Below are 24,802 nucleotides of genomic sequence, written 5' to 3'. Positions count from 1 at the left end.
CACCGCGGGCCCATCTCAAAGCGGATTACTCCTTTGGTTAAGTCTTTATGCAAAAACTTAACATTATGCGGTATTAATCCTCCTTTCGGAGGGCTATCCCCCACTTTGAGGCAGGTTGCCCACGTGTTACTCACCCGTCCGCCGCTAATCCATTTCCGTAGGGATTTCATCGCTCGACTTGCATGTGTTAGGCACGCCGCCAGCGTTCGTCCTGAGCCAGGATCAAACTCTCAATTTAAAAGTTTAATCTTTTTAGCTCATCGCTATTTTAAACAGTTTCCTGTTTGAATTGACTGGTTTCTCTTCTCTGTTTAATTTTCAAAGACCAACTTGCTGTGTCATACAGCTTTTATATATTAACACATTTAAAATGCTTTTGTCAACACTTTTTTGTATTAATAATTTTTTATATTTCTTTGTCGTCTTATTGGCTTATCGCCTGACGACATGTGTTAGTATATCATATAGTATAGCCTGTACATTTTGATTATTAGTTATTATTTAAAATTATATCCCATATACTTCTACATAATTTATTTTTCTTATTTTTTCACATAATGATACGCTAGAGTCAGTTTTCAGCCAAAATAACTCTTTTACAAGGTAAACAGTTGTTTATAGTAAAAAACAGATAATGAAAAGTAAGAAATATTGATAAATAATAATTACAAACAAATATATATTTTATATTTGTACAAAATCTAGGTAATTATCTATTGCTTCTTATATATTAGATAAACTTCAAACTATATAATACTTAAAAGCTTCTTAACTTATTATGGACTTATTTAAAAATACATTCCTTTTTAGTCTAAGAAAGTTAAGTAAATAATTGATGAAAAAAATCATCCATTCTCTATTTATCTTTATTCTATTCAGTTTTAAATTTTTTAAAAAAATTATTTTTCTTGTTGACTTATTAGAATCATCATATTATAATAATACTTGTCCTTAAGACACAAAACATTATAAGTCATGCCGAAGTGGCGGAACTGGCAGACGCACAGGACTTAAAATCCTGCGGTGCTAAAACACCGTACCGGTTCGATTCCGGTCTTCGGCACCAAAAGAGAAGCTTTAAAGCTTCTCTTTTTTTAATTTTATTCAATGAAAAACTCATATTTTTTAATAAAATCTAAAGAAATTTATTTTAATCCATACTCTTTACATATCTCTTCAGAAGCTTTTCTATCTATATTGGTCTCCATAAATTGCTCTATATTATCATGAAGTTCTGCAAAAAATCCTTTTTCTTTTTCCAATAAGCCTAATTCATCTAAATCCTTTGTTACATCTCCATGAAATAATACGTTCCATTCTTCTTTACTTACATTCTCTTTAAAGCTTTCATATTCTTCTTCCTTTAGAGTTATACAATATTCTCCATCATAAAAAACAGTTATTTGTTCATTTATAACCATAATATTTTCAACTTTTGCATACAATGGTTCAGGTATATTATTTGATATTATAAGCAACATAAGTTTTTCTTTTACTAATATGAGCTTTAAAAACTGAACTTTTGCTACCCCCATATCATTTCTTACCCACTTTTTATTTTCCACTAAATTTTTTATAACTGTACAATAATCCAGACCTATATAGTTCACTTCTATTCCTCCTCTTTCCAAATTCATTTACACGTCATACTACTTTCGTATTTATTCTTCCATTACCTTTTATAAAATATTCTTAAACTTCTAATATAAACATCATTATTTTTCAGACTTTTCAATAAATATCCTCCGATTCAATTTACATATATTTATAAAAAAGGTATAATTATATTGAAACATTTTTGACCTTTCGGAAATACATTTCTTAAATTTAATAATTAAAGAAGGTGGGGTATTTTATGAAAAAAATAGTTATTTTTGAAAAAGAATCTTTAGATGACTTACCTGGTAACTATAATACTTATTTAGATTCCTTTATATGCAACTGCATAAAAGCTGGAGACTGTAGACTTTCTCCTATTATAAGCAGCTATACAAAAGACTATGATATTTCAAACCGTCCCTTCCAATTTTCTGAATTCTACACAGACTGCTTCGATAATTCCTATGAAGATCTTTCTTCTTTATCTATAGTTAAATTGACCTTTTCATCTTCCGACGAAAAAATTATTGATGCCTTTTGTAAAGGAATACAAGGAAAAACCTTTGAAGTAAAGAATATTAAATTAAAAGTGCTAGACATACTAGATCCTAGAAATGAATACTTAGAAGAGTTATACAGTTTAGTATAGCATTTAAATTAAAAATAAAGATTAACTAGTATAGAATTATTGAAGCTATTTATAGCATATTTAAATAATAAAAGCCTTGCATTCTGCAAGGCTTTATTTATATTCAGCTATAATTTAATTACATTAAAAAATACCATAATAAGTAGTATCGCTCCTATAAATATTCTATATACTGCAAATATTCTCATAGGCTTTCTTTGTAGGAATTTTATAAATCTCTCAATAACAATTAAAGAAACAATAAATGCTACTACAAAGCCAACTACCATTGCTACAATTTCAATGTTACTCATAACAAGTCCACTTTTTAAAAGTTTAAATCCAGTAGCTCCAACCATCATTGGTATTGCTAAAAAGAAAGAGAACTCTGCTGCCACTACAGTAGAAAGTCCTGCTATCCAACCACCCATTATTGTAGATGCGGATCTAGACATTCCTGGCCACACTATTGCCAAACATTGAAATATTCCTACTATGAGAGCTTGTCTCATGTTCATGTTATCTATATCTTTAGTTTTATTTCCTCTTCTATACTTATTTTCAATAACTATCATTAAAATACCACCTACTAACAGTGCTGATGATACAGTAGTAGGATTAAATAATTTAGCATCAATAAAATCGTCTAATAAAACTCCCAGTATAACACCTGGAATAGCTGCTACCACAATATTTATCCAAAATCTTAATCCTTTTCTATTTGGTGTAAAAATATCCTTTACACTTTGCCATAATTTATCCCAGTATAACACAACTACCGCTAATATAGCTCCTAATTGGATAACTATTTCGAAAAGATTAGCAAAGGCTCCTTTAAATCCAATTAAATTTCCTACAAGTATCATATGTCCTGTAGAAGATACTGGTACAAATTCCGTTAGTCCTTCTACTATAGCTATTATAATAGATTTAAGTATAAGTAACATGGAATCACTCTCGCTCTCTAATTTTTTTAGCTGTCTTTCTGCAATTAAAGGGCTTCAATATGTACTTGTTCCCTTATTTATATGACAAACTACTATTCCATTATACTATTTTTTTCTTTTTATACAATATAGAAATTTATTTTCTATATTCTATGGTAACTTCTCTTATAATGTCTTTTTTATCTTTAGATAACCTAATGTTATTATTTCCCTCATTTAAAGTAAAAGTGAAAAATCTACTTACTTCAATCCAAGGCTTTCCATCAATACTTATATAATATCCTAAAATCATACCACTATCCTTAAAAACTGCACCATTTAAAACTATATCTTCACTCTTTTCATTACTATCTAATTTCTTCTTAGAAAAAATTAAGGTTGCCATTTGATCACTATTGTCATTCTCATAGCTTACTCTAGGACATTTTTTAAAAAGATTATCATTTTTTACAAATATAGTTGGCCTTATTAGATTTCCTTCTATTCTAATTTCAGGTAAATCCTTGTCATTACTATATGTAATAAAAGAATTGCTTTTAGGTGTCCCATATATATTGTTATCTATTTCTATAGTATATGAATAAAAATATTGCTTTATCTTTTTAATATACTTTTTTACATCCTTTACTCCCATTGTATTTATACTTTCTAAACCTAAGTTTAAAATTTCCACTGCACTTAAAGGTTTGCCCCCTGACTCCATATAACAATTATTCACTACATCTAGCATAATCCATTTATTGTATTTATCACTCCAGATTTCACATACTTTATAATATGAATCTTTTCCATCCCTTTGACTATTTTTTACTCTAAATTCTCCTCTTCTAGCATATATACCTATAGACGCTGCACATTGACTATATACAATAGCAAAATCTTTATCTGACAGAGTGCTATTTTTAGCTTCCTTTAATATACTTAAAGCATCTTCCTTAGTACTTATACTTCCTTTACTATATTTCATTTTACTATGAACCCATTTCATAAGGTTTAAGGCTTTCTCAAAGTCGTCCTTACTATCTTTAACTACATCATTCAATTTGTAATCATTTTTTAACTGCTGCAAATTGGTATCTTTATCAATTTCATAATAAAATTGTATGTTTTTACCTTCATAATAATTATCCCACTTCGTTACAAAAACTCCTTTTTGCATAGTTTCCTTTTTACATCCACCCAAAACTGTGCATATTGTTATTAATATAATAAACAAACATACTATCCTTTTAAGTTTTTCTTTAACCATAAATTCTCCCCCCAAATTTCCATAATATACTTATTATATCGAAACTATAATGAATAAATAAACATAATTTGAACATTCAATATAAAACCCCAAAAAATAATAAAGAATAAATGGAGGACTATTTTCTCATTCTTCTTTACAAAAACTTTTAATTGTATAGATTTAACAATCAAATTTTTTTGTAATATTAATTAAGAAAAATCACTCACATTTATTCTTTATTGCTTTGAAATAACTCCTCTTACTAAACCAAACAATGGTAATTTTTTATCATTTTCTATAAGACCTTTGGTCCTGCTAGCTTAATTTCTTCAGGTGCACTTTTAAATTTTTCAAAATTTTCTGTAAAATTTTCAGCAAGTTCTATTGCTTTTTTCCTATAAGCTTCTTTATCTTCCCATGTATTTTCAGGATTTAAAATCTCCTTTGGTACTCCTTCACATTCTTTAGGAATAAGCACCTTAAATATTGGATATTCTTCAAATTCTACATCATTTAATTTTCCATCTAATGCTGCACTAATCATTGTTCTTGTATAAGATAATTTTATTCTGTCTCCCTTTCCATAACCTCCATACAACCATCCTGTGTTTACTAAGAATACATTAGTACCATATCTTTCAATTCTTTCACCTAATAGCTCTGCATACACAGCAGGATTCATTGGCATAAAAGGCTCTCCAAAACAAGCTGAAAAAGTTGCCTTAGGTTCTGTTATACCTCTTTCCGTACCAGCTACTTTACTAGTATATCCTGACATAAAATGATACATAGCTTGTTCCTTTGTAAGCTTTGATATTGGAGGCATTACACCAAATGCATCTGCTGTTAAAAATATTACTGTTTTAGGAATATGGCCTATTCCTGTTAATTCTGCATTGTCTATATAGTTTATTGGATATGCTGCTCTAGTATTCTCTGTTATACTTGCATCATCATAATCTGGTTTCTTATCTTCATCTAATATTACATTTTCAAGTACTGTACCAAATCTTACAGCATCATAAATTTCTTTTTCTCTATCCCTAGAAAGCTTTATAGTTTTTGCATAACAACCACCTTCAAAATTAAACACTCCTTTGTCACACCATCCATGCTCATCATCACCAATAAGATTTCTATTAGGGTCAGCTGATAAAGTAGTTTTTCCTGTACCAGATAGTCCAAAGAATATAGCAGTATCCCCGCCTTTCCCTATATTTGCTGAAGCATGCATTGGAAATACTCCTTTTTCAGGAAGCAAGAAATTCATTACAGTAAATACTGATTTCTTTATTTCTCCAGCATATTGAGTTCCACCTATTAATATTATTTTTTTATCAAAATTAATAATTACAAAAGCTTCAGAATTCACCCCATCTTCCTTACCTTTAGCTTTACATCCTGGGGCAGCAATAACTGTAAATTCAGGACTAAAATTTTTAAGTTCTTCACTACTAGGTCTTATGAATAATTGATGAACAAATAAGCATTCATAAGCATATTCACATATTATTCTTGTGTGCATAGTATGTTCTCTCATTGCTCCTACAAGTCCATCAAAAATAAATAGCTCCTTATTTTCTAAATATTCCAACACCTTATTGTAAAGCGAATCAAAAACTTGCTCATTAACTGGTTTATTAACCTTTCCCCAGTTTATTTTGCCCTCTGTACTCTTCTGCTTTACTATAAATCTATCTTCTGGCGACCTTCCCGTATACTTACCAGTATTAACTACGATAGCTCCATTTTCGCAAAGTACTCCTTCTTTTCTTTCTAATGACTTTTCTACTAGGGTAGATACAGGAAGATTCCTATATATATCCTTATATTTTTTCATACCCAAGTACTCTAAGTTTACACACATAATAAATCCCCCCACTTTTTTATTCAAAACAATTACTTAACTTCTATTTTATACCATGGCATATTAAAATTAAAGTTCTAAACTATTAACATTTTTTAACTTTTATATTAACATTAGTAAGCTAATTAAATAAAAAAATATACATATAAATTAATCCAACCACTATCTTCTGTTCGTGATATTATGGTGTCTTCTGTAGGTTTTATTATGAGACAGTCAAAAGAATAATTTTATTATATAAAATATATTTTACTTTAACATCTATATTCCTTAAATAATATTTACGAAAGTCAAAAATAGACTTATCCCTAAAGACAAGTCTATTTAACATTTATACATAATATTTAATTCATCATAGTTTTAATAAAATAATATTAATTCAGGAATTTTTAGTTTTTCATTTCCTTTTGACTTTCTATAAACTTCATAAAGTTTCTTAGTTTTTTCGTAGTTTTCTTTTATAGTCTTTTTAGTATACTCATCCATATTACTATCTATAGCCTGATAAGCTGCTTGAAGATTATAAACTCCCCTTTGTAAATCTACGGGAACCATTATATAATAGCACCCTGCATTGTTTAATGTTAAAGGATCATTTTTATCCGCATCATAAGCAAATCTTATTTCTTTTATAGCTTCTTTTGTTTTGCCTTGAAGAAAATATATTGTTCCTAAAGTTCTATGATATTTAGGCACATCATTTCTTAATTTTATACATTCACCTAAAACTTTTATAGCCTCAGTGTCTTTTTTATTTGAAAGATAAATTAAAGCAATATTATATTTTATTTCTGCATCATCAGGTTTTACTATTTGAGCAAATTTATAATATTCTAACGCCTTATTTATATTATCTGTAGTATTACTATAATAACTAGCTATATTTAGCATAATATTGTAATTATAAGGTTCTTTTAACATAGCAGTTCTAAAATAAGGCTCTCCCTCTATACCTTTTCCCTTTTGTCTAAGTATTTCTGGCATTAAAAATGCATAATTATCCGGATATTCCTGGTTTTTATATAGAGACTTTTTACAATATTCCTGAGCTTTATCTAAATCTTTTTTATTCAAATAAAACCAAGCCACTGTATGCAATATTCTATAATCATTCTTATTTTCCTTAAGGATTTTATTTATAGTTTCCTGAGCCTTATCCCCTTGTTTAGTATTATCATAAATTGATGCTTCAATTACATATCTTTCTATTTCACCTAAATCCTTATCCTTTATGGACTCCATAATTTTTGAAGCCTCTGATGCTGTATCCTTTGACATAGAATATATTTTAGCTTGCCACATTTTATAGGCTACATCTTGAGGATTTTTAGAAGAAAGTTTATTAATATCTTGAAGAATTTGATTCTTATCGTACATAGCAATCTGCACTAATGCATCATATATTTTATATTCATCTTTATCTATATCCCAAGCTTTTCTAAGATTTTTAAATCCCTTGTCCTTCTCACCTATTACCATCAACATTCTTCCATATTCTGCTACATCGTAAGACGATTTTTCATCCACAGGATAGAAAGTTAATAATTTTTTAGCTTCTTCATATTTATTATTTGCCATATATACAGCAAACATAGTCTTTATCAAACTTTTTTCTTGAGGATTATCTTTTAATGCCTCTTGTCCATCTTTTAAAGCTTCTTTAAAATCTTTATTCATATATTCTGTAAAAACTATATAATTTAATACTTCTGGCGTTTTTTTGTCTAAACCTTTGCATTCATTAATATATTTTCTCGAATTCTCAATATCACCCTTTACCGAATACACTTGAGCAATCTTTGCCTTCCATAGTGGAGACTTATCTTTATTATAAAGAATAGTATATTCTTCTATAGATTTATTAAAATCTGCAGCATAAAAATACTGTTCGCCTTTGTTTGTTGCTATGCTATATTTATTTTTTGATGTTATTTTATATCCTATCAGTCCTCCACCTATAACCAAAGCTACTAAGACACCTAATATTACATTTTTATTTTTGCTCACAAAAGATTTATATGGAAACTTTTTCATACTATCTATTAATTTATTAGAAGCCTGTCTTAAATTCATTTATAAGTCCTCCTAATCTATTTTAGAACTTTAATTATATATTAATCGTATATATAATTGGCTATAAAAAATAATGAAACCCATTTTTTCTGATTTTTCACTATTTTTTTATCAAATATGATTTTATCAGATATAATAGAAAAAAGCCACAGGTTTTAATTGTATTAAAAAGATAAAATATATTTGAAAATATAACATAATCAAGTATAATTTAAAGTTAAGAGTATAGAATTAGTAATTATAATTGCTAACTTTGGGGGAGGTTTATTATGAGTAAAAAGTTAAAATCAAAAAACATAGCACTTTTATTTATATTGGTAGGGTTACTTATTATGACTGCTACTATTTCTTATGTAATATATTACTCTAAAAACAATTTAAAGAATTCTACAAAAGAAAAAGAAGTAACTGTATCTAAAACTGAGAAAAAAGAAGTCAAGGAGATTCCTAAAAAAGAAGAGCCTAAAAAAGACTTATATTCAGAAGTACTTTTAAGCTTTGCAGGTGACTCCACTATTGGACATGATACTAAATTTGCTTTTGCTAATAGCCTTCCTGATGTTTTAGGGAAAAATAACAATGACTTTTCATACTTTTATAAGAATGTATCGTCAATCTTCAAAAATGATGACATAACCGTCGTAAATTTAGAAACTACCTTTACTAATTCAAACGATAGAGCAGAAAAACAATTTAACTTTAAAGCAGATCCTTCTTATGCTCAAGCCCTACCTTTAGGTAACATACAAGCGGTAAATATATCAAATAATCATATTTATGATTATAAACAAAAAGGTTTTAACGATACAATAGAAGCCCTCAAAAATAATAATATAGGTTATTTTGGAGAAGGTAATGTATGGGTTAAAGAAGTAAAAGGAACAAAATTTGGATTTTTAGGCTATAATGCTTTTAATGATTATGATGAGTTTAGGCAAAAATTAGAAAATGATATAAAAAAATTAAAAGATACTGGATGTATTGTTATAATCAATTTTCATTGGGGAATAGAAAGCAATTATTATCCTATAGAAACTCAAGTAAATCTAGCTCATTTTGCTATAGATAAAGGAGCTGATTTAATCATAGGGCACCATCCTCATGTGATACAAGGTATAGAACAATATAAAGGAAAAGTAATTTGCTACAGTTTAGGTAATTTCTGCTTTGGTGGCAACTTTAATCCAAAAGATAAAGATAGTTTTATATTTCAAGCTAAATATAAGATAAAAAATGGCAAACCTGAATCATATGCAGTAAAGATTATTCCTTGCAGTATATCTTCTGTAAATTATATAAATGACTACTGCCCAACACCATTAGCAGACAAAAATAAAGAGCGTGTCCTAAAAAAATTAAATGACTTATCAAAAGATGCAGGTTTTAAAATATCTGATGAATTTTATAATATAGATGTAAAAAATTAATCTTTTGTATTATAATTATTAAATGTAATGACATTACTCTATACGAAGGATGTGTTTAAAATTAATATAAAATCTTATATTAGTATTATTAGTTCAAAATTAGTAATGAGACTTTCAAGGACTTTATTTAAAGGGGGTACAAATTTCCCAGGAAAAGTAGCATTAAAAATAGATAGGGATATTTTAAAAGTTATAGCTAAAGACTATAAAGTTATATTAGTAACAGGAACCAATGGAAAAACAACAACAACTAGTATGATATATAACATGTTAAAGGACAGTGGAAAAAAAGTCATTACAAATAATACAGGTGCTAACATGTTACCAGGGATCGTATCCTGCTTTATTGAGAATTACAAATTTAATGAAGCTAATACTGGAGAAAAATATGCTGTAATTGAAACTGATGAAGCAAATGTAAAACTAGTAACTGAATATATATCTCCAGAAATTATAACCGTTACAAATTTGTTTAGGGATCAATTGGATAGATATGGTGAAGTATATACTACTTTAAATAAAATACTCGAAGGAATAGAAAAGGTACCCTTCTCTAATTTAGTTTTAAATGGTGATGAATCTCTACTTGGAGATTTACCATTGCCAAATAGGGTAGTATATTACGGCTTCAATTATGCTGTAGAGGAAAATGGTAAAATAGATGTAAATGCAGATGCTAAATTCTGCAAAAAGTGTAAAAACCCTTACAAGTATAATTTTTTAACCTATAACCATTTAGGAGATTTTTACTGTGAGAACTGTGGGTATAAAAGACCTAAACTTAATTATACCTTAGATGAAATAACAGAGCTTACTCCTGAAGGTTCACATGTAATAATTGATTCTCAAGAGTGTTATATAAACCAACCAGGAATATATAATATATACAATGCACTATGTGCTTATTCTATAGGAAGACAACTTAAAATTAATAAATCTGTAATATTCGAATCATTAAAACGCCAAAAAAGTAGTTTTGGAAGGCAGGAAGAGTTAACTATAGACGGTAAGCAAATTAAAATAATATTAGTAAAAAACCCTGCTGGCTATGACCAAGCTATAAATACTATAACATTAGATAAGAGAAATATAAATATTGCTACATTATTAAATGATAACTATGCAGATGGACGAGATGTTTCATGGATATGGGATGTTAAATTCGAAAAGTTATCCTTATTGCAAATAGACAAAATAATGATTTCAGGTATTAGACTTTATGATATGGCAGTTAGACTTAAAATAGCAGGACTACCTTATGAAAAATTCTCTTTATGTGAAACTTATGACGGGCTTTTAAAAGAAATTAAGAACTGTGAAAGCAATACTATATATATTCTTGCTACTTATACTGCTATGATTGATTTTAGAAAATACTTACACAGTAAAAATTATATTAAAGAATTATGGTAAAGGTGGTGAAATAATGGAACTTAATATATGTCACTTATATCCAGATTTATTAAATGTGTATGGAGATATGGGTAATGTATTAATATTAAAATATAGATGTGAACAAAGAGGCATAAAAGTAAATATATTAAATGTCTCCATTAATGAAGATTTTAATTATGAAAACTATGATATTGTGTTTTTTGGTGGTGGTCAGGATTACGAACAATCTATAGTTTCTACAGATTTAATGGAAAATAAAAAAGAAAATATAAAAAAATATATAGAAGATGAAAAAGTTTTTCTTGCTATATGTGGAGGATATCAGCTTCTTGGAAAATATTACACTACACCTAATGGTGAAAAGTTAGAGGGCTTAGGTATTTTAGATTTATATACAGAAGCCGGAAACACAAGATTTATAGGAAATACAGTTATTAAAAATGAAGATTTTAATGAAACTTATGTAGGCTTTGAAAATCACTCTGGTAGAACTTATATTGGTGATTTGAAGCCACTGGGTAAAATTATACATGGTTATGGCAACAATGGTGAAGATGGTAATGAAGGCTGCGTGTATAAAAACACCTATGGAACATACTTTCACGGTTCCTTATTATCAAAAAATCCTGAATTAGCAGATAGACTTATAAAAGTTGCTCTAGAAAAAAAATATGGAGAAGAAATAACTCTATCTCCTCTTGTTGATTCTTTAGAATTTAAAGCTAAAGAATTTATAGTAAATAGAAATAATAATTAAAAACATCAAATTTTTTAATACAGTATTTTTAATTAATTATATTACTATTTTACCTTATGATAAAAAAATTAGAAAGGAAATTTCTTAATGCAGGAAATTAGAAGAACCAATACAAACAATACAATTTTAGGTAACATTACTGCTGGAATTGTTAAATTTCTTAAATATAATTGGCTATTTATGCTAACTGTTCTTTCTCTTTATTTAAAATCTTTAGCTTTTGTAGGATACATTGCTTCTTCCTCTGGAAACTTTATTGCAATAAGTAAAATTCCAATGTATTTAATAAGTTTTATTCTTTATATAAGCATTATAATAGCTTTTGTTTCTTTGGGATATATGTTTAAAGGAAGGAGTCAGTACATTGCCTTTTGGTGTATTAATTTAATATTATCATTATTCATGTTTTTTGACATAATATACTATAGGGGGTTTCAAGGACTTATATCTCCTTATAATTTATCCCAAAAAGGTAATTTAGGTAATTTAGGTGATACAATCATATCAATGATAAGATCATGTGATATTGTATTTTTCATAGATATAATTCTTTTAGCTTTTGTATTTTTTATAGGTAAAGATATCTATAAAACGACTAAAAGAAAAATTATACCTTTCATCTTGATCATGCTAATTGGTAGTGGAACAGCTTTTTATTATCATTATCGTTATGATATTTTAGAAGATGGTAAAAACAAAAGATATTTCTTTATATATTGGGCTCCTATTTATAATGTATCTAATATGTCTCCTTTAGGATTTCATATTTATGATAGTTATTTATATGTTCAGAATTCAAAAAGACTTGTTCTTAATGAAAAAGATAAGAATGAAATAAAAGAATGGTATAACAACAAAAAGGAAAATATACCGGATAACCAATATAAAGCTCTCTTAAAAGGCAAGAATTTAATAGTTATTCAAGTAGAATCTTTAGAAAACTTCTTAATTGGCCAAAAGATTCAAGGACAAGAGATTACACCAAATTTAAATAAACTATTAAAAAACAGTTTATACTTTTCACAAATATATGAACAAGTAGCTGGTGGTAATAGTTCTGATTCAGATTTAATGATTAATACTTCCACTTATCCTGTAAGAAGTGGATCTACATTTTTCCGTTTTCCAGACAACCAATATAATTCTATGCCACAACTTATGAAAGGATTAGGCTATTATACTTCTGCTTTTCATCCTGATGGAGGTGGGTATTGGAATTGGATGCCAGCATTAAATTCCATGGGCTTTGATAAATGTACTGATGTTACTGGATTTAAAGTTGATGAAACCGTAGGTTTAGGACTAAGTGATGGAAGTTATTTAAGACAGTTAGGAGATAAAATCGGTAATCAAAAGCAACCATTTTATTCATTCTTTGTAACATTAACTAGTCATATGCCTTTTAACCTTGAGAAAAAATATAGAGATATGAAACTCACAGAAAGTATTGATAAAAGTGTAGTAGGAGATTATTTTCAAAGCATCCACTATACGGACAAGCATCTAGGAAACTTTATAGATACCTTAGATAAAAAAGGCATACTTGATAATTCTGTAGTTGTAATATATGGAGACCACTGCGGTGTTCATAAATATTATAAAGACAAATTAGGTAATATTCAACCTAGAGAAAATTGGTGGTATGAAGATAATTTACGAATTCCACTTATTATTTATTCAAAAAATATTACTGGTAAAGAACTAAAAACCATAGGTGGACATGTTGATATTATGCCAACAGTTGCTTATCTTATGGGAATAGATGAAAAAAACTATATAAATACTGCTATGGGTAGAAACCTACTTAAAACAAATAAAAGCTTTGTAGTTTTAAGCAACGGAGTGTATATCGGAAAATCCACTAGTGAAGAAGATAAAAAAAGAGCTATTGATGGACTTAATATTTCCGACAAATTGCTTCGAAGCAACTATTTTAAAGATAACAACTAGGTACAGTTCATGAATTTTTGCTAAAAACAGTTCTTCAATTTTAAAAATTGAAGAACTGTTTTTAATATAATTTTAAAATAGATTTATCCATAATAAAATTATCTTCTATTCATTATTCCTGTTTTAATCATAGTACCTCGTTCAAAAGCATTTAAGTCTTCAAATGTTTTAAATTGAAACCCTTTATCCTTTAAATATCTTATTGTATAATTTAATGATTCCACTGTGGTTTTCTTATAGTAGCTATCATGCATAAGCATTACCACAAAATTCTTTTCTTTGCATTGATCAAATATATTATTTTCTATAGTACTAGCAGGTACAGTATCTGCTGTTGCATCTCCAGAACTAACATTCCAATCTACATAGTCTATTCCTTTGGCATTTAATCTGTTTCTTATTGTTCGTAAACTTTCTGGCTTAGAAACTAAATTATCTGATCCACCAGGCATTCTAACATAGGATTGTGGAGTTTTCTTTGTGATTCTTTTTATAACACCTATACACTTATTTAGATCATTAAAGTAACTATCTGGAGTGTTATAAATTGTTTCATAACTATGGGAATAGCAATGTGGCAAAATGCACATTCCACTTCTACTCATTTCTTTTAATATTTCAGAATTAGCTTCAGCCTTTTCACCTACAATAAAGAAAGTAGCTTTCACATTGTTTTCTTTAAGTATCTTTAATATCTGCCTAGTATTATTTGGAGATGGTCCATCATCAAAAGTTAAAAATGCTACTTTGGGTTTGTTAGTGGAATTAATAGCTACCCCATCTCCAGAATCACCTGTTAATGAATTACTATCTAATTTATTACTTTCACTAAACACATTTTGACTAATAATGTTAGTATCTATAAAAGGAGTAGAAAATATAAAAATACAAAAAAAGAGATAAAGGAAATTAACTATTATTTTGTGTAAAGACAACTTTTTCATAAAAAGCACCTTCTTTTATAATTTAAAATATATATCCTTACACTATATAGATTAACCTTTATCTTTTCATTAATTCTTAAAATTATGAGGAAATTTCATGAACTGTCCCCATATTTTCTTTAATTTCCTACATCATACAAACATTTTTCATGAACTGTCCCCTATTTATTTACTCTTTCAATGACTATATTATCACCTTTCATATCTACTCCAACAGTACATCCCTCATAGATATCGCCTTTTATAATTTTCTTAGCTATTTCTGTTTCTAAGGCATTTTCAATATATCTCTTTAGAGGTCTAGCCCCATATACAGGATCATAACCTTCCTTTGCCATAAGTTCCTTTGCAGCTTCTGTTACTATTAAAGAAATATTTCTATCCTTTAGTCTATTAGTTATATCTCTTAAGAATATATCTATTATCTTGGTTATTTCTTTATTTGTCAGTGGCTTAAACATTATGACATCATCTAGTCTATTTAAAAATTCTGGCTTAAATCTACCCTTTAATTCATTCATTACTCTATTTCTTATATTATCATCTACACCTGATTCACTAGTATTTTCTAAAAGATAACTACTTCCTATATTAGATGTCATTATAATTATACAGTTTTTAAAGTCTACAGTTTTACCTTTATTATCTGTAAGCCTTCCATCATCTAATATTTGAAGAAATACGTTAAATACATCCTCATGAGCCTTTTCTATTTCGTCAAAAAGTACTACTGAATAAGGTTTTCTTCTAACAGCTTCTGTTAATTGTCCTCCTTCTTCATATCCTACATATCCTGGAGGAGCTCCTATAAGTCTTGATACTGAATACTTTTCCATATACTCTGACATATCAATTCTTATAATATTTTCTTCACTATCAAAAAGATCTCTTGCCAAAGTTTTTGCAAGCTCTGTTTTACCTACTCCTGTTGGACCTAAAAATATGAATGAACCAATTGGCCTTCTTGGATCCTTCATACCTGCCCTTGCCCTTATTACTGCATTAGATACAGCTCTGACTGCTTCTTCTTGACCTATTACTCTTTGTGATAGTTCTTCTTCTAATCTTAGCAGTTTTTCTTTTTCACCTTCCACAAGTTTTGCTACAGGTATTCCAGTCCATTTTGAAATAATTTCTGATATTTCATTTTCTGTCACTTCTTCTTTAAGCATATTGCCTTCTTGATTTTCATTTATTAAAACTTCTTTTTCTTTTATTTCACTTTCTATGCCTGGAATTACACCATACTTTAACTCAGCTACCTTGTTTAAATCATATTCTCTTTCTGCCTTTTCTAGCTGTCCTCTTACCTCATCTAATCTTTCTTTTAGATTTCTTACTCCTACTATTTGACCCTTTTCCTTTTCATACTTAGCTGTCATTTCTTTATCTTTTTCTTTTAAGTTACTTAATTCCTTTTCCAAACCCTTTAATCTTTCTTGAGACTGAATATCTTTTTCCTTGGATAATGCTTCTTTTTCAATTTCTAACTGAAATATCTTTCTCCTAATCGTATCCATCTCTGTAGGAAGACTGTCTATTTCTGATCTTATCATAGCACCTGCCTCATCAATAAGATCTATAGCCTTGTCAGGTAAATATCTGTCTGTTATATATCTGTGTGAAAGCTTTGCTGCTGCTACTATTGCTGAATCATGTATTCTTACTCCATGATGAATTTCAAATCTTTCCTTAAGTCCTCTAAGTATAGATATACTATCTTCTACTGTAGGTTCTTCTACTATTACAGGTTGGAATCTTCTCTCTAACGCTTTATCTTTTTCTATATACTTTCTATATTCATCAAAAGTAGTAGCACCTATACAATGTAATTCTCCTCTAGCAAGCATAGGCTTTATAAGATTTCCTGCATCCATAGCTCCTTCAGTTTTTCCTGCTCCTACTATAGTGTGAATTTCATCTATAAATAATATTATTCTTCCATCACTATTTTGTACTTCTTTTAAAACCGCCTTAAGTCTTTCTTCAAATTCTCCTCTAAATTTAGCACCTGCAATTAATGCCCCCATATCTAATGAAAAGATTATTTTATTTTTTAGTCCTTCAGGTACATCTCCTCTTACTATTCTTTCTGCTAATCCTTCCACTATTGCAGTTTTACCTACTCCAGGTTCTCCTATAAGCACCGGATTGTTTTTAGTTCTTCTAGAAAGTATTCTTACTACTCTTCTTATTTCTTCATCTCTTCCTATGACAGGATCAAGTTTATGTTTTTTTGCATCTTCAACTAAGTTTCTTCCATACTTAACTAAAGCTTCATAAGTTCCTTCAGGATCTTGAGTATCTACTCTTTGATTTCCTCTAATCTGAGCCAAAACATTTAAAAAAACTTCCTTTGATATACTAAATTTTTTAAGTATATCTCCTACTAATCCTCTTTTATCTACATCCATTACGGCTAACATAACATGTTCTACACTTATATACGAATCTTTGAAATCCTTAGCTATATTCTCTGCCTTTAAAAATACTTCCTCAAATCTTCTAGTTGCATAAACTCCTCCGCTTTGTGCACCTTCCCCTAATACCTTTGGCATCTTATCTAATTCCCTGTTTGTTTCTTCATTCAATAATCTTACACTAATATTCATTTTTCCAAAGATGTTTGGAATTAATCCGTCATCCTGTGATATTAAAGCTGAAAAAAGGTGAATTATATCTATCTGCTGATGATTATATCTTACTGCCACTAGTTGAGCGTCATTTATACATTGCTGAACCTTTAATGTTAATTTTTCTACATCCATTTATATGCACCTCCAATTAATATCTTATATCTTTTTGCATTTTCTTTTGCATATGTAGATATCTAACTTATGTAAGGCATATCTAAGTTAGATGATGCTTTATAGAATATATATTAATACATTGGTCAAAGAAAGTCAAAGTCTATAAAACTTAAATTATTGGAGAAATTTTATCCTTTAAAGAGCAATTTAACAATAAATTATTTTACCGTCCTACAATCCATTTTTTTGTACAATTTTAACCTTGATAAATATATTATTGGCCATATTGATTAATTCATTTATATTTTTATATAATAAATTTAAAACTATTTTCATTTAGGTATTTATTTTGCACAATATAATCATAAATAAAAAATCCTACACTTCTTAAGTATAGGATTTCTTTATTTATATTTTATTATAAAAATTTATTAGTTCGATTAAATTTTCTTTGATAAATTTATAGCTAGATTAAAATATTTTATTGCTTCTCCCGTATTATTCATTTTATAATACATATTGCCCATTTCTAAATATCTTTCATATATTAATTTTTTACTTCCAAATTTCATTAAGGCATCTAAAGATAAGTTCATGTACATTTCTTCTGACTGAAATTCATTCTTTTTTCCTAAAATTAAAGCTTTGCAATGATATGCCTTTTCTATATATTTTATATCATCTAAATCAATAGAATAATTTATAGCTTCATCACTTATTTTTTCTGCTTCATCTATAATATTATTTTTTATTAACTCCTTGATACACGTAATCATAAAACTCGCTAAACTTTCCTCTTTTTCTTTCGGATGACATTTTAAAGCTTTCTTTATATACTCTACACCTTGTTCTTTAAGTCCTACATTAAACATTGCCTCAGCATAAGTATATATTGCATTTGCTTTGCAAATTTTATTTTTGCCATATAAACTATAAGATTTTTCTTCATAATCTTCAAAATAATCTTTTTTCATTTTCAAGGATAATACAGCCATCATACGGTATGAGTCTGCCTTCTTTATATCATCTTTAAAATAATCTACTAATCCTATAAGATATTGAGCTATTTCATAAGCTTTTACATATTCCTCCATCATAATATAGCATGCACACTCATTAAAAGTAGCTTTAGCAAGCACCTCATTTTTCTCTATCTTCTGGGATTCAACTATTACAGTATTATAATAACCAGCAGCTTGACTATATTCATTAGAATTATATAAGTATGTTCCTATATCCATATAATATGTTAGCTGATTTTCTGACACTTTAGATTTTAAACAAATATCATAATACTTAGGAATTAATATTTGAAGTTTCTCAAACTTCCCTTTATCTATATTATGTTTAAAAATCATATGCATTATCTTAAAAGCTTCATCATAGTAACAATATTCCTCTGCAAAAGCTAAATTGTATTCTAAGTCCTCTTCATAAGTTGACTTCTTATTACTTTTCTTTAGAATTTCTATGTTATTTCTGATTTGACTTTTTACATCATTTCTTAAATAATCTATATCTAAATCCAGCTTTTCTGCTATAAATTCTAATATCCAATCTTCTGGTATTACCTTACTATTCTCTATACAACTCATTTTAGAAACTGATATTTTATCTTCACATATACATTTCAATGTATATCCTTTATATATTCTCGCTCTTCTAATTTTCTCGCCTGTAGAAAGTATCTCCATAATTCTTCACCTATCCTAAGACTCCTTTAATATGCCTAATTTCTTAAATGCCTCAACACCATTATTTAAATACTGTGCTGCTTCATTCTCTCTTCCATTATCCATATAGAACTTACCTATCATAATGGATATTTCTGCCGCTTCCTTCAAGTAGTCCATGTTTCTCACAAAATTTAACGCTAATAATAAAGTACCTTCAGCCTCCTTTAAATCTCCTTCAAGCATATGCACCCTATATTTTAAAAGATAATATTGAATTAAAGCTTCATGATCTCCATCTTCAATACTATCTATAATTTCTTCAAGAATAGCTTTTGATTTTTCTACATCTTTTAGCTTTATATAATTTTCACAAATATTTACTAAAGTTTCTATTAACTTTGAATCCTTTATGCTTTTTCTTAATTCCTTAGCTTTATTTAAATGAATAAAAGACTCTTCTATATTCTCAAATTCATAGAAAAGCTTGCCCAAATTATTTTCAATTTGAGCTACATATACCTGATCATCCATCTCTTTAAACAAATTTAATGTCTTTTTAGAATATTTTATAGCATTATCTATATCACCTTTTTTACTATACTGTTCAGCAATCATAAGAAGGGTATTGGCATACTCTTTTTTATTATTAATTTGTTTAAACTTTTCTTTTGCAAGGAATGAATAATTTATAGCCTTATCTAAATTTTCTAATTTAAAATTGGTATAAGCCATATAATAATATATTTCACCTATTAAAAAATCATTTCCTATATCATTATCATTATATACCTTTTCTGCCTGCTGAAAATAACTAGACGAAGAATGATAAGCTTTAAGTTCTAAAGTTATTTTACCAAGATTAACAAAAGTATTTATGGTTTCTTCGTGCTTATTATCCTTTATAAATATTACATTGGCAGATAAGAAAAATTGTTGAGCTAGTGGCATTTCACCTTTTATCATATAGGTTGTGCCCCTTAAATATAAGTTCCTTGCCTTTCTATATTCCAAATTATATTTTTCAGCATAATATAACGCCTTTTCTATATATTGTTCTCCTAAGGAAAGGTCCTTATTCAATGTATATGATTCTGCTATAGTCTCAAAATAGGTGCATATTTTTTCTGCCTGACTTTCCTCAGACTCCATCAAATACTCTACTGATGTATTCAATGCCCCTGCTAAATATTCTAATAAGTCCATACTTGGATTTGATTTTCCTGATTCTACAAGGCTTATCTGCCCAGGAGTAATTCTTTCTCCTGCTAAATCCTTTAAAGTCATATTTAATTCTTTTCTTCTTCTTTTTATCTTTTCACCTAGAGACAATATTTCCATAGTCACTCTTCCTTTACTCTTTAATTCAAACAGTAAACTAAATATATATACTAAATTTAATTGCATTATAATTATTTCATAAATTCTTAATATATTATAACATATTTTTTACTATGTATATTAAAATTTTCAAAATTAATATAAATAATACGTAAATAAATTGAATATATACCAAAAATGGACAGATTATGCTCATCTGCCCATTTTCTATTATTTTATTTATATATTCATTTTTACTTCATCCATCTTAATATATTGTCATAAGTATCTCCTGCCATATTTCTCATTTGCTTATTTGCCCTTTTTATTCTCCTTTGAGTACTTCTATCCATTTCAGGAAGAACTAACATGGTAGCTGCTGCTCCTAAAATCATCCCTGTTAAAAACCTCTTTTGCATAAAATATTCACCTCTCCTAATTTATTCTTATAAATAGATTATGCAATTTAATATTTTTTACTCAAGGAACTTTCCCCAACAAATTCATATAAATTCCTTAATAGAATTTATTATGTAATGAAGTTATTTTCCCAAAATTTCGTCCATAGCTTCATTGGCAAGTGCATCACATCTATTATTATATTCATTATCAGAATGTCCTTTAACCTTTATAAATTTTACTTTATGAACTTTTAGCACTTCTATTAAACTTTCCCAAAGTTCCTTATTTTTGACGGGTTCTTTTGAAGAAGTTCTCCATCCATTTTTTAACCAAGAATCTATCCATTTATTGTTAATAGCGTTTACTACATATGCAGAATCACTATAAAGCTCTACTTCACATGGTTCTTTAAGAACAGATAGAGCTTCTATTACTGCTGTTAATTCCATTATATTATTAGTGGTATTTAAAACAGCTTTTTTTATTTCTTTTTTTACTCCATTATACATAAGTACTATACCATAAGCTCCAATGGTATTTTCTTTTCCATTTCCTCTACAAGCTCCATCGGTATATACAATGACCTTTTTCATCAACCCTTAATCCTCCCTTTTATCCCATTATATTAACATTATCCACATTTACATTATTTATACATTCTTATCTTTACAAGTACCTTCATTCTTATCAGTGCTTGTACACTCTTTATCTTTATCCGTATCTGTATTTAATTCATTACTCTCTTTAACTATTTTCTTTTCTTCTTTATTATTTGGTTTGGACAAGCTTTTAATAGTACTAAGCAACTTAGCCACATTTTCACTTCCAACTATTTGTGATATATATTTTACTCCTTCTCTTACAGTAAGTATAATATTTTTATCTCCTTGCCAGTTTTCTAGTATTATCTCTTCAGGTATATCATTTATTATGGAATTCAAGCCATAAAAAGCTATTGCCACATCATCAATTTTACCTATAAAAGGAATAAAATCCGGTATTATATCAAAAGGCATTGCTAAATAACCTATTACCCCTACAGCCTTTCCCTTGGCAACAACACTTACCCTATTATCTTTAAATATTCTCCATAATAAAGCAATAATATCGGGTATAATCATAGCATACTCTACAAGCATTTCATATTTGTCTGGCACCTTTTCTTCTATATTTTCTCTAAGCTTAGTATAGCAATCTTCTGGAACCTTATATTCCTTATCTTTTTGTTTTATATCAACAGTCTCTTTATCCTCTGCATATACTATATTCTCTATTTCTGCTTCTAATGTTCCTTTATTTATAGTTATTTTATTTAAATTAAAGTAGAAGAATGGTACAAATCTTGAAACCCCATTGAGATCTAAAGATACAGTTTCCTTTTCTACCTTTACACCATACTCTTCAAATTCCTTTAACAATTTTTTCAAAGCAAAATTTTTAATTCCTTTTAAAATACCTAATTTAGCTATACTAACGCTAAATATTTTTACATTTAATATATTATCTTTTATATTTCCAAGTCCTAACTTTACTTTAAATGGTATGTTAATTGCCTTTTTATATGTTCCTTCCAAAATTATAAAATCATCAATAATTAAATTCTCAAAAGACAATCCTTCTACTTTTATATATTCTTGCATTATTCCTAATATATCTTCTTGGGTCAAAACAGTTTTTACTGCAGATATTCTCATAAAATTCCCTCCATTTCTTATATTTAAAGTATACAGTAAAAAATAATTTCTGCAATATAGTTTTTATATCCTTGTTCTGTCATTGGATACCTTTAAATATTCTATCTAATTTTTAATTACCACTTATAATACACTTTCTCAGAAATTACTATAGCAAAATTTATGATTTTTATTGGACTAAGATAAAAGATTATTATAATATTATTGTACACAATAATTACTATTAACTAATCAGCATTTAAGAGTTCGAAAAAATATAAAATTTTGTTTATAATCTTCGCTTTTATTTTTTTAATATTAAATAAACTAAATTTATGGGGGTTAGTTATATGAATAAAATAAAGAAAAAACAAATTTATATTCCTATCATTACAGCAGTAATTTCTTTAGTTTTTCTATTAGGAATAAATTACAATTTCATGGGAACAAAAGATAAAAGTTATGTAGAATTTTTGAATGATATGTCTAAGAAAAAAGTATCTACAGTTTATTTTACAGATACTCCAAAAATAAAAGTTAAATTGTCCGATGGAAAAATATACGAGACAGATAATCCAAGAATAGATAACTTTAAGGAAACTCTTTTAAAACAAGGTGTAGAGGTTTCAGAAACCAGTCCTTCAGATGCTCCATCAATAATATTTATGGCTTCATTTATGATATCAATTATTTCTTTAATGATTGCTCTAATTAGATCTTCTAATATAACTTCTAAAGGCATGCTATCCGTCGACTCCTTAGATGCCTCTGCTATAGAAAATGCTCCATTTACATTTAATGATGTAGCTGGTAATGAAGAAGCTAAAGAAAGTGTAATGGATATAGTAGATTTTCTAAAAAATCCTGAGAAATATAGTTCTTATGGTGCAAGAATGCCTAGAGGAATTATACTTTATGGAGATCCTGGAACAGGAAAAACTCTTTTAGCTAAGGCTGTTGCTGGAGAAGCTAATGTTCCTTTCTACGCTATGTCTGGTTCCGACTTTGTTCAAGTTTATGTAGGGGTTGGTGCTAGTAGAATACGACAATTATTTAAAAAAGCAAAAGGTCATGGAAAAGCAGTTATATTTATAGATGAAATAGATGCTATTGGTAAAAAAAGAGATAATTCCAAAACTGGTGGTTCTGATGAAAGGGATCAAACCTTGAATGCTTTACTTACTGAAATGTCAGGCTTTAATGAAAAAGAAGGCATTATAATTATGGCTGCTACAAATAGATTAGATATGCTTGATGAAGCTCTTCTAAGACCTGGTAGATTTGACAGACATATAGAAGTATCATTACCTGATTTAACTGCAAGAGAAAAAATTCTTAATCTTCATCTAAAAAATAAACCTATAAAAGATATGAATATAAAAGAATGGGCTCAAAAAACTGCTTACTTCTCTGGTGCCAAATTAGAGAACTTAGTAAATGAAGCAGCTATACTTGCCTGTAAAGAAGAAAGTAAGTTTATAGAAAACTATCATATGGATAAGGCTTTTTCAATTGTTGTAGCTGGTTACGAAAAGCAAAATAGGGATTATATAAAAGAGAAAGATAGAAAAATAACGGCTTTCCACGAAGTTGGACATGCTCTGGTATCTTTAAAGATGCTCCCTAATGAAAAAGTATCTAAGGTTACTATAATTCCAAGTACCAAGGGTGCTGGTGGATATACCTTAAGTATACCTGAAGATAGTCTATATCAAAATAAAGACTATCTAAAAAAGAGAATAATGGTACTTTTAGGAGGAAGAGCTGCTGAAGAATTAATATTTGGTGCAGATTACATCACTACTGGAGCACATAATGACTTAAAACAATGCACTAACATTGCTTTTCATATGATAACTCAATATGGTATGGGCGAAACAATAGGTCTTCTAAATATGCAAGAATTAATGAATCTTAATATAAATAAAGATAACATTATAAATGAATGTAAAGAATTAGTAGACAATCTATACGAAGAAACAAAGCAACTTCTAAAAAGTGAAGAAGAATCTCTTAATGCCTTAACAGAAAAACTACTTCAAAAAGAAACTCTCCACTATGAGGATCTAGAAATGTTGGGGACAGTTCATGAAACTTTGGCTTAATTAATTATCCAGCATGAAAAAACTATGGACGGTTCATGAAAAAATTGCATGAACCGTCCCC

The 24,802-nt window shown here is 28.2% G+C and carries 18 protein-coding genes, 1 tRNA gene and 1 rRNA gene; 7 read left to right on the top strand and 13 right to left on the bottom strand.

Annotation, left to right across the window (positions count from 1 at the left end; genetic code table 11):
- A 16S ribosomal RNA gene (locus tag T514_RS0118970) occupies nt 1–238 on the bottom strand; the annotation flags it as partial.
- Between the two features lie 739 nt (nt 239–977).
- On the opposite strand from T514_RS0118970, the gene T514_RS0118965 reads away from it, so the two are divergent.
- Nucleotides 978–1,066, top strand: a tRNA-Leu gene (locus T514_RS0118965).
- Between the two features lie 79 nt (nt 1,067–1,145).
- On the opposite strand, the gene T514_RS0118960 is transcribed toward T514_RS0118965, so the two are convergent.
- Nucleotides 1,146–1,610 carry a hypothetical protein gene (locus T514_RS0118960; RefSeq protein ID WP_027626197.1) on the bottom strand — a complete coding sequence of 155 codons (465 nt, stop codon included), beginning with the start codon at nt 1,608–1,610 and terminating at the stop codon, nt 1,146–1,148.
- A gap of 245 nt (nt 1,611–1,855) precedes the next feature.
- On the opposite strand from T514_RS0118960, the gene T514_RS0118955 reads away from it, so the two are divergent.
- Entirely contained in the window at nt 1,856–2,248 is a 393-nt protein-coding gene (locus tag T514_RS0118955) for a hypothetical protein (RefSeq protein WP_027626196.1), read from the top strand.
- Nucleotides 2,249–2,355: 107 nt separating this feature from the next.
- Here T514_RS0118955 and T514_RS0118950 read toward each other — a convergent pair whose 3' ends face one another.
- The 4 genes from T514_RS0118950 to T514_RS25000 all read right to left on the bottom strand — a co-directional run bounded on the left by T514_RS0118950 (nt 2,356) and on the right by T514_RS25000 (nt 8,345).
- On the bottom strand, nt 2,356–3,174 hold the full coding sequence (locus T514_RS0118950) for an undecaprenyl-diphosphate phosphatase (protein ID WP_027626195.1): 819 nt from the start codon (nt 3,172–3,174) through the stop codon (nt 2,356–2,358).
- 136 nt (nt 3,175–3,310) lie between these two features.
- Nucleotides 3,311–4,423, bottom strand: coding sequence for a transglutaminase domain-containing protein (locus T514_RS0118945; RefSeq protein WP_027626194.1), 1,113 nt, complete (start codon nt 4,421–4,423; stop codon nt 3,311–3,313).
- A gap of 277 nt (nt 4,424–4,700) precedes the next feature.
- Nucleotides 4,701–6,272: a phosphoenolpyruvate carboxykinase (ATP) gene (pckA, locus tag T514_RS0118940; RefSeq protein ID WP_027626193.1), complete on the bottom strand. Its 1,572-nt coding sequence runs from the start codon at nt 6,270–6,272 to the stop codon at nt 4,701–4,703.
- A gap of 360 nt (nt 6,273–6,632) precedes the next feature.
- Complete coding sequence (locus tag T514_RS25000) at nt 6,633–8,345, bottom strand: tetratricopeptide repeat protein (RefSeq protein WP_051542168.1); 1,713 nt, start codon at nt 8,343–8,345, stop codon at nt 6,633–6,635.
- Between the two features lie 269 nt (nt 8,346–8,614).
- Here T514_RS25000 and T514_RS0118930 point away from each other — a divergent pair, with 269 nt between their 5' ends.
- From T514_RS0118930 to T514_RS0118915, 4 genes are all read left to right on the top strand, one after another.
- A complete protein-coding gene (locus T514_RS0118930) occupies nt 8,615–9,772 on the top strand; it encodes a CapA family protein (RefSeq protein WP_027626192.1) in 1,158 nt (385 codons plus the stop codon).
- A gap of 51 nt (nt 9,773–9,823) precedes the next feature.
- Nucleotides 9,824–11,185, top strand: coding sequence for a Mur ligase family protein (locus T514_RS0118925; RefSeq protein ID WP_027626191.1), 1,362 nt, complete (start codon nt 9,824–9,826; stop codon nt 11,183–11,185).
- Nucleotides 11,186–11,198: 13 nt separating this feature from the next.
- Nucleotides 11,199–11,924 carry a type 1 glutamine amidotransferase gene (locus tag T514_RS0118920; protein WP_027626190.1) on the top strand — a complete coding sequence of 242 codons (726 nt, stop codon included), beginning with the start codon at nt 11,199–11,201 and terminating at the stop codon, nt 11,922–11,924.
- Nucleotides 11,925–12,011: 87 nt separating this feature from the next.
- Nucleotides 12,012–13,874 carry an LTA synthase family protein gene (locus T514_RS0118915; RefSeq protein WP_034869654.1) on the top strand — a complete coding sequence of 621 codons (1,863 nt, stop codon included), beginning with the start codon at nt 12,012–12,014 and terminating at the stop codon, nt 13,872–13,874.
- A 98-nt stretch (nt 13,875–13,972) separates the two neighbouring features.
- Here T514_RS0118915 and T514_RS24995 read toward each other — a convergent pair whose 3' ends face one another.
- The 7 genes from T514_RS24995 to T514_RS24990 all read right to left on the bottom strand — a co-directional run bounded on the left by T514_RS24995 (nt 13,973) and on the right by T514_RS24990 (nt 22,657).
- The gene (locus T514_RS24995) at nt 13,973–14,818 is read right to left on the bottom strand and encodes a polysaccharide deacetylase family protein (RefSeq protein WP_084284743.1); all 846 of its coding nucleotides are present in this window, start codon (nt 14,816–14,818) and stop codon (nt 13,973–13,975) included.
- Nucleotides 14,819–14,979: 161 nt separating this feature from the next.
- Entirely contained in the window at nt 14,980–17,586 is a 2,607-nt protein-coding gene (gene clpB, locus T514_RS0118905; protein ID WP_027626188.1) for an ATP-dependent chaperone ClpB, read from the bottom strand.
- Nucleotides 17,587–18,008: 422 nt separating this feature from the next.
- Entirely contained in the window at nt 18,009–19,262 is a 1,254-nt protein-coding gene (locus tag T514_RS0118900) for a helix-turn-helix domain-containing protein (RefSeq protein WP_027626187.1), read from the bottom strand.
- A gap of 15 nt (nt 19,263–19,277) precedes the next feature.
- Entirely contained in the window at nt 19,278–20,582 is a 1,305-nt protein-coding gene (locus tag T514_RS0118895; RefSeq protein WP_027626186.1) for a helix-turn-helix domain-containing protein, read from the bottom strand.
- A gap of 233 nt (nt 20,583–20,815) precedes the next feature.
- A complete protein-coding gene (locus tag T514_RS26765; protein WP_156940010.1) occupies nt 20,816–20,980 on the bottom strand; it encodes a YtxH domain-containing protein in 165 nt (54 codons plus the stop codon).
- Nucleotides 20,981–21,103: 123 nt separating this feature from the next.
- Nucleotides 21,104–21,556 carry a ribonuclease HI gene (gene rnhA / locus T514_RS0118885; protein ID WP_027626185.1) on the bottom strand — a complete coding sequence of 151 codons (453 nt, stop codon included), beginning with the start codon at nt 21,554–21,556 and terminating at the stop codon, nt 21,104–21,106.
- Nucleotides 21,557–21,613: 57 nt separating this feature from the next.
- Complete coding sequence (locus T514_RS24990; RefSeq protein ID WP_051542166.1) at nt 21,614–22,657, bottom strand: YkvA family protein; 1,044 nt, start codon at nt 22,655–22,657, stop codon at nt 21,614–21,616.
- A 329-nt stretch (nt 22,658–22,986) separates the two neighbouring features.
- On the opposite strand from T514_RS24990, the gene ftsH reads away from it, so the two are divergent.
- A complete protein-coding gene (ftsH, locus tag T514_RS0118875; protein WP_027626184.1) occupies nt 22,987–24,741 on the top strand; it encodes an ATP-dependent zinc metalloprotease FtsH in 1,755 nt (584 codons plus the stop codon).
- Nucleotides 24,742–24,802 lie beyond the last annotated feature (61 nt).

It is taken from the genome of Clostridium lundense DSM 17049 (assembly GCF_000619945.1).
Lineage (GTDB): Bacteria > Bacillota > Clostridia > Clostridiales > Clostridiaceae > Clostridium_AO > Clostridium_AO lundense.
The sequence above is the reverse complement of the archived record's forward strand: the minus strand, read 5'-3'. Positions and strand labels throughout refer to the sequence as shown.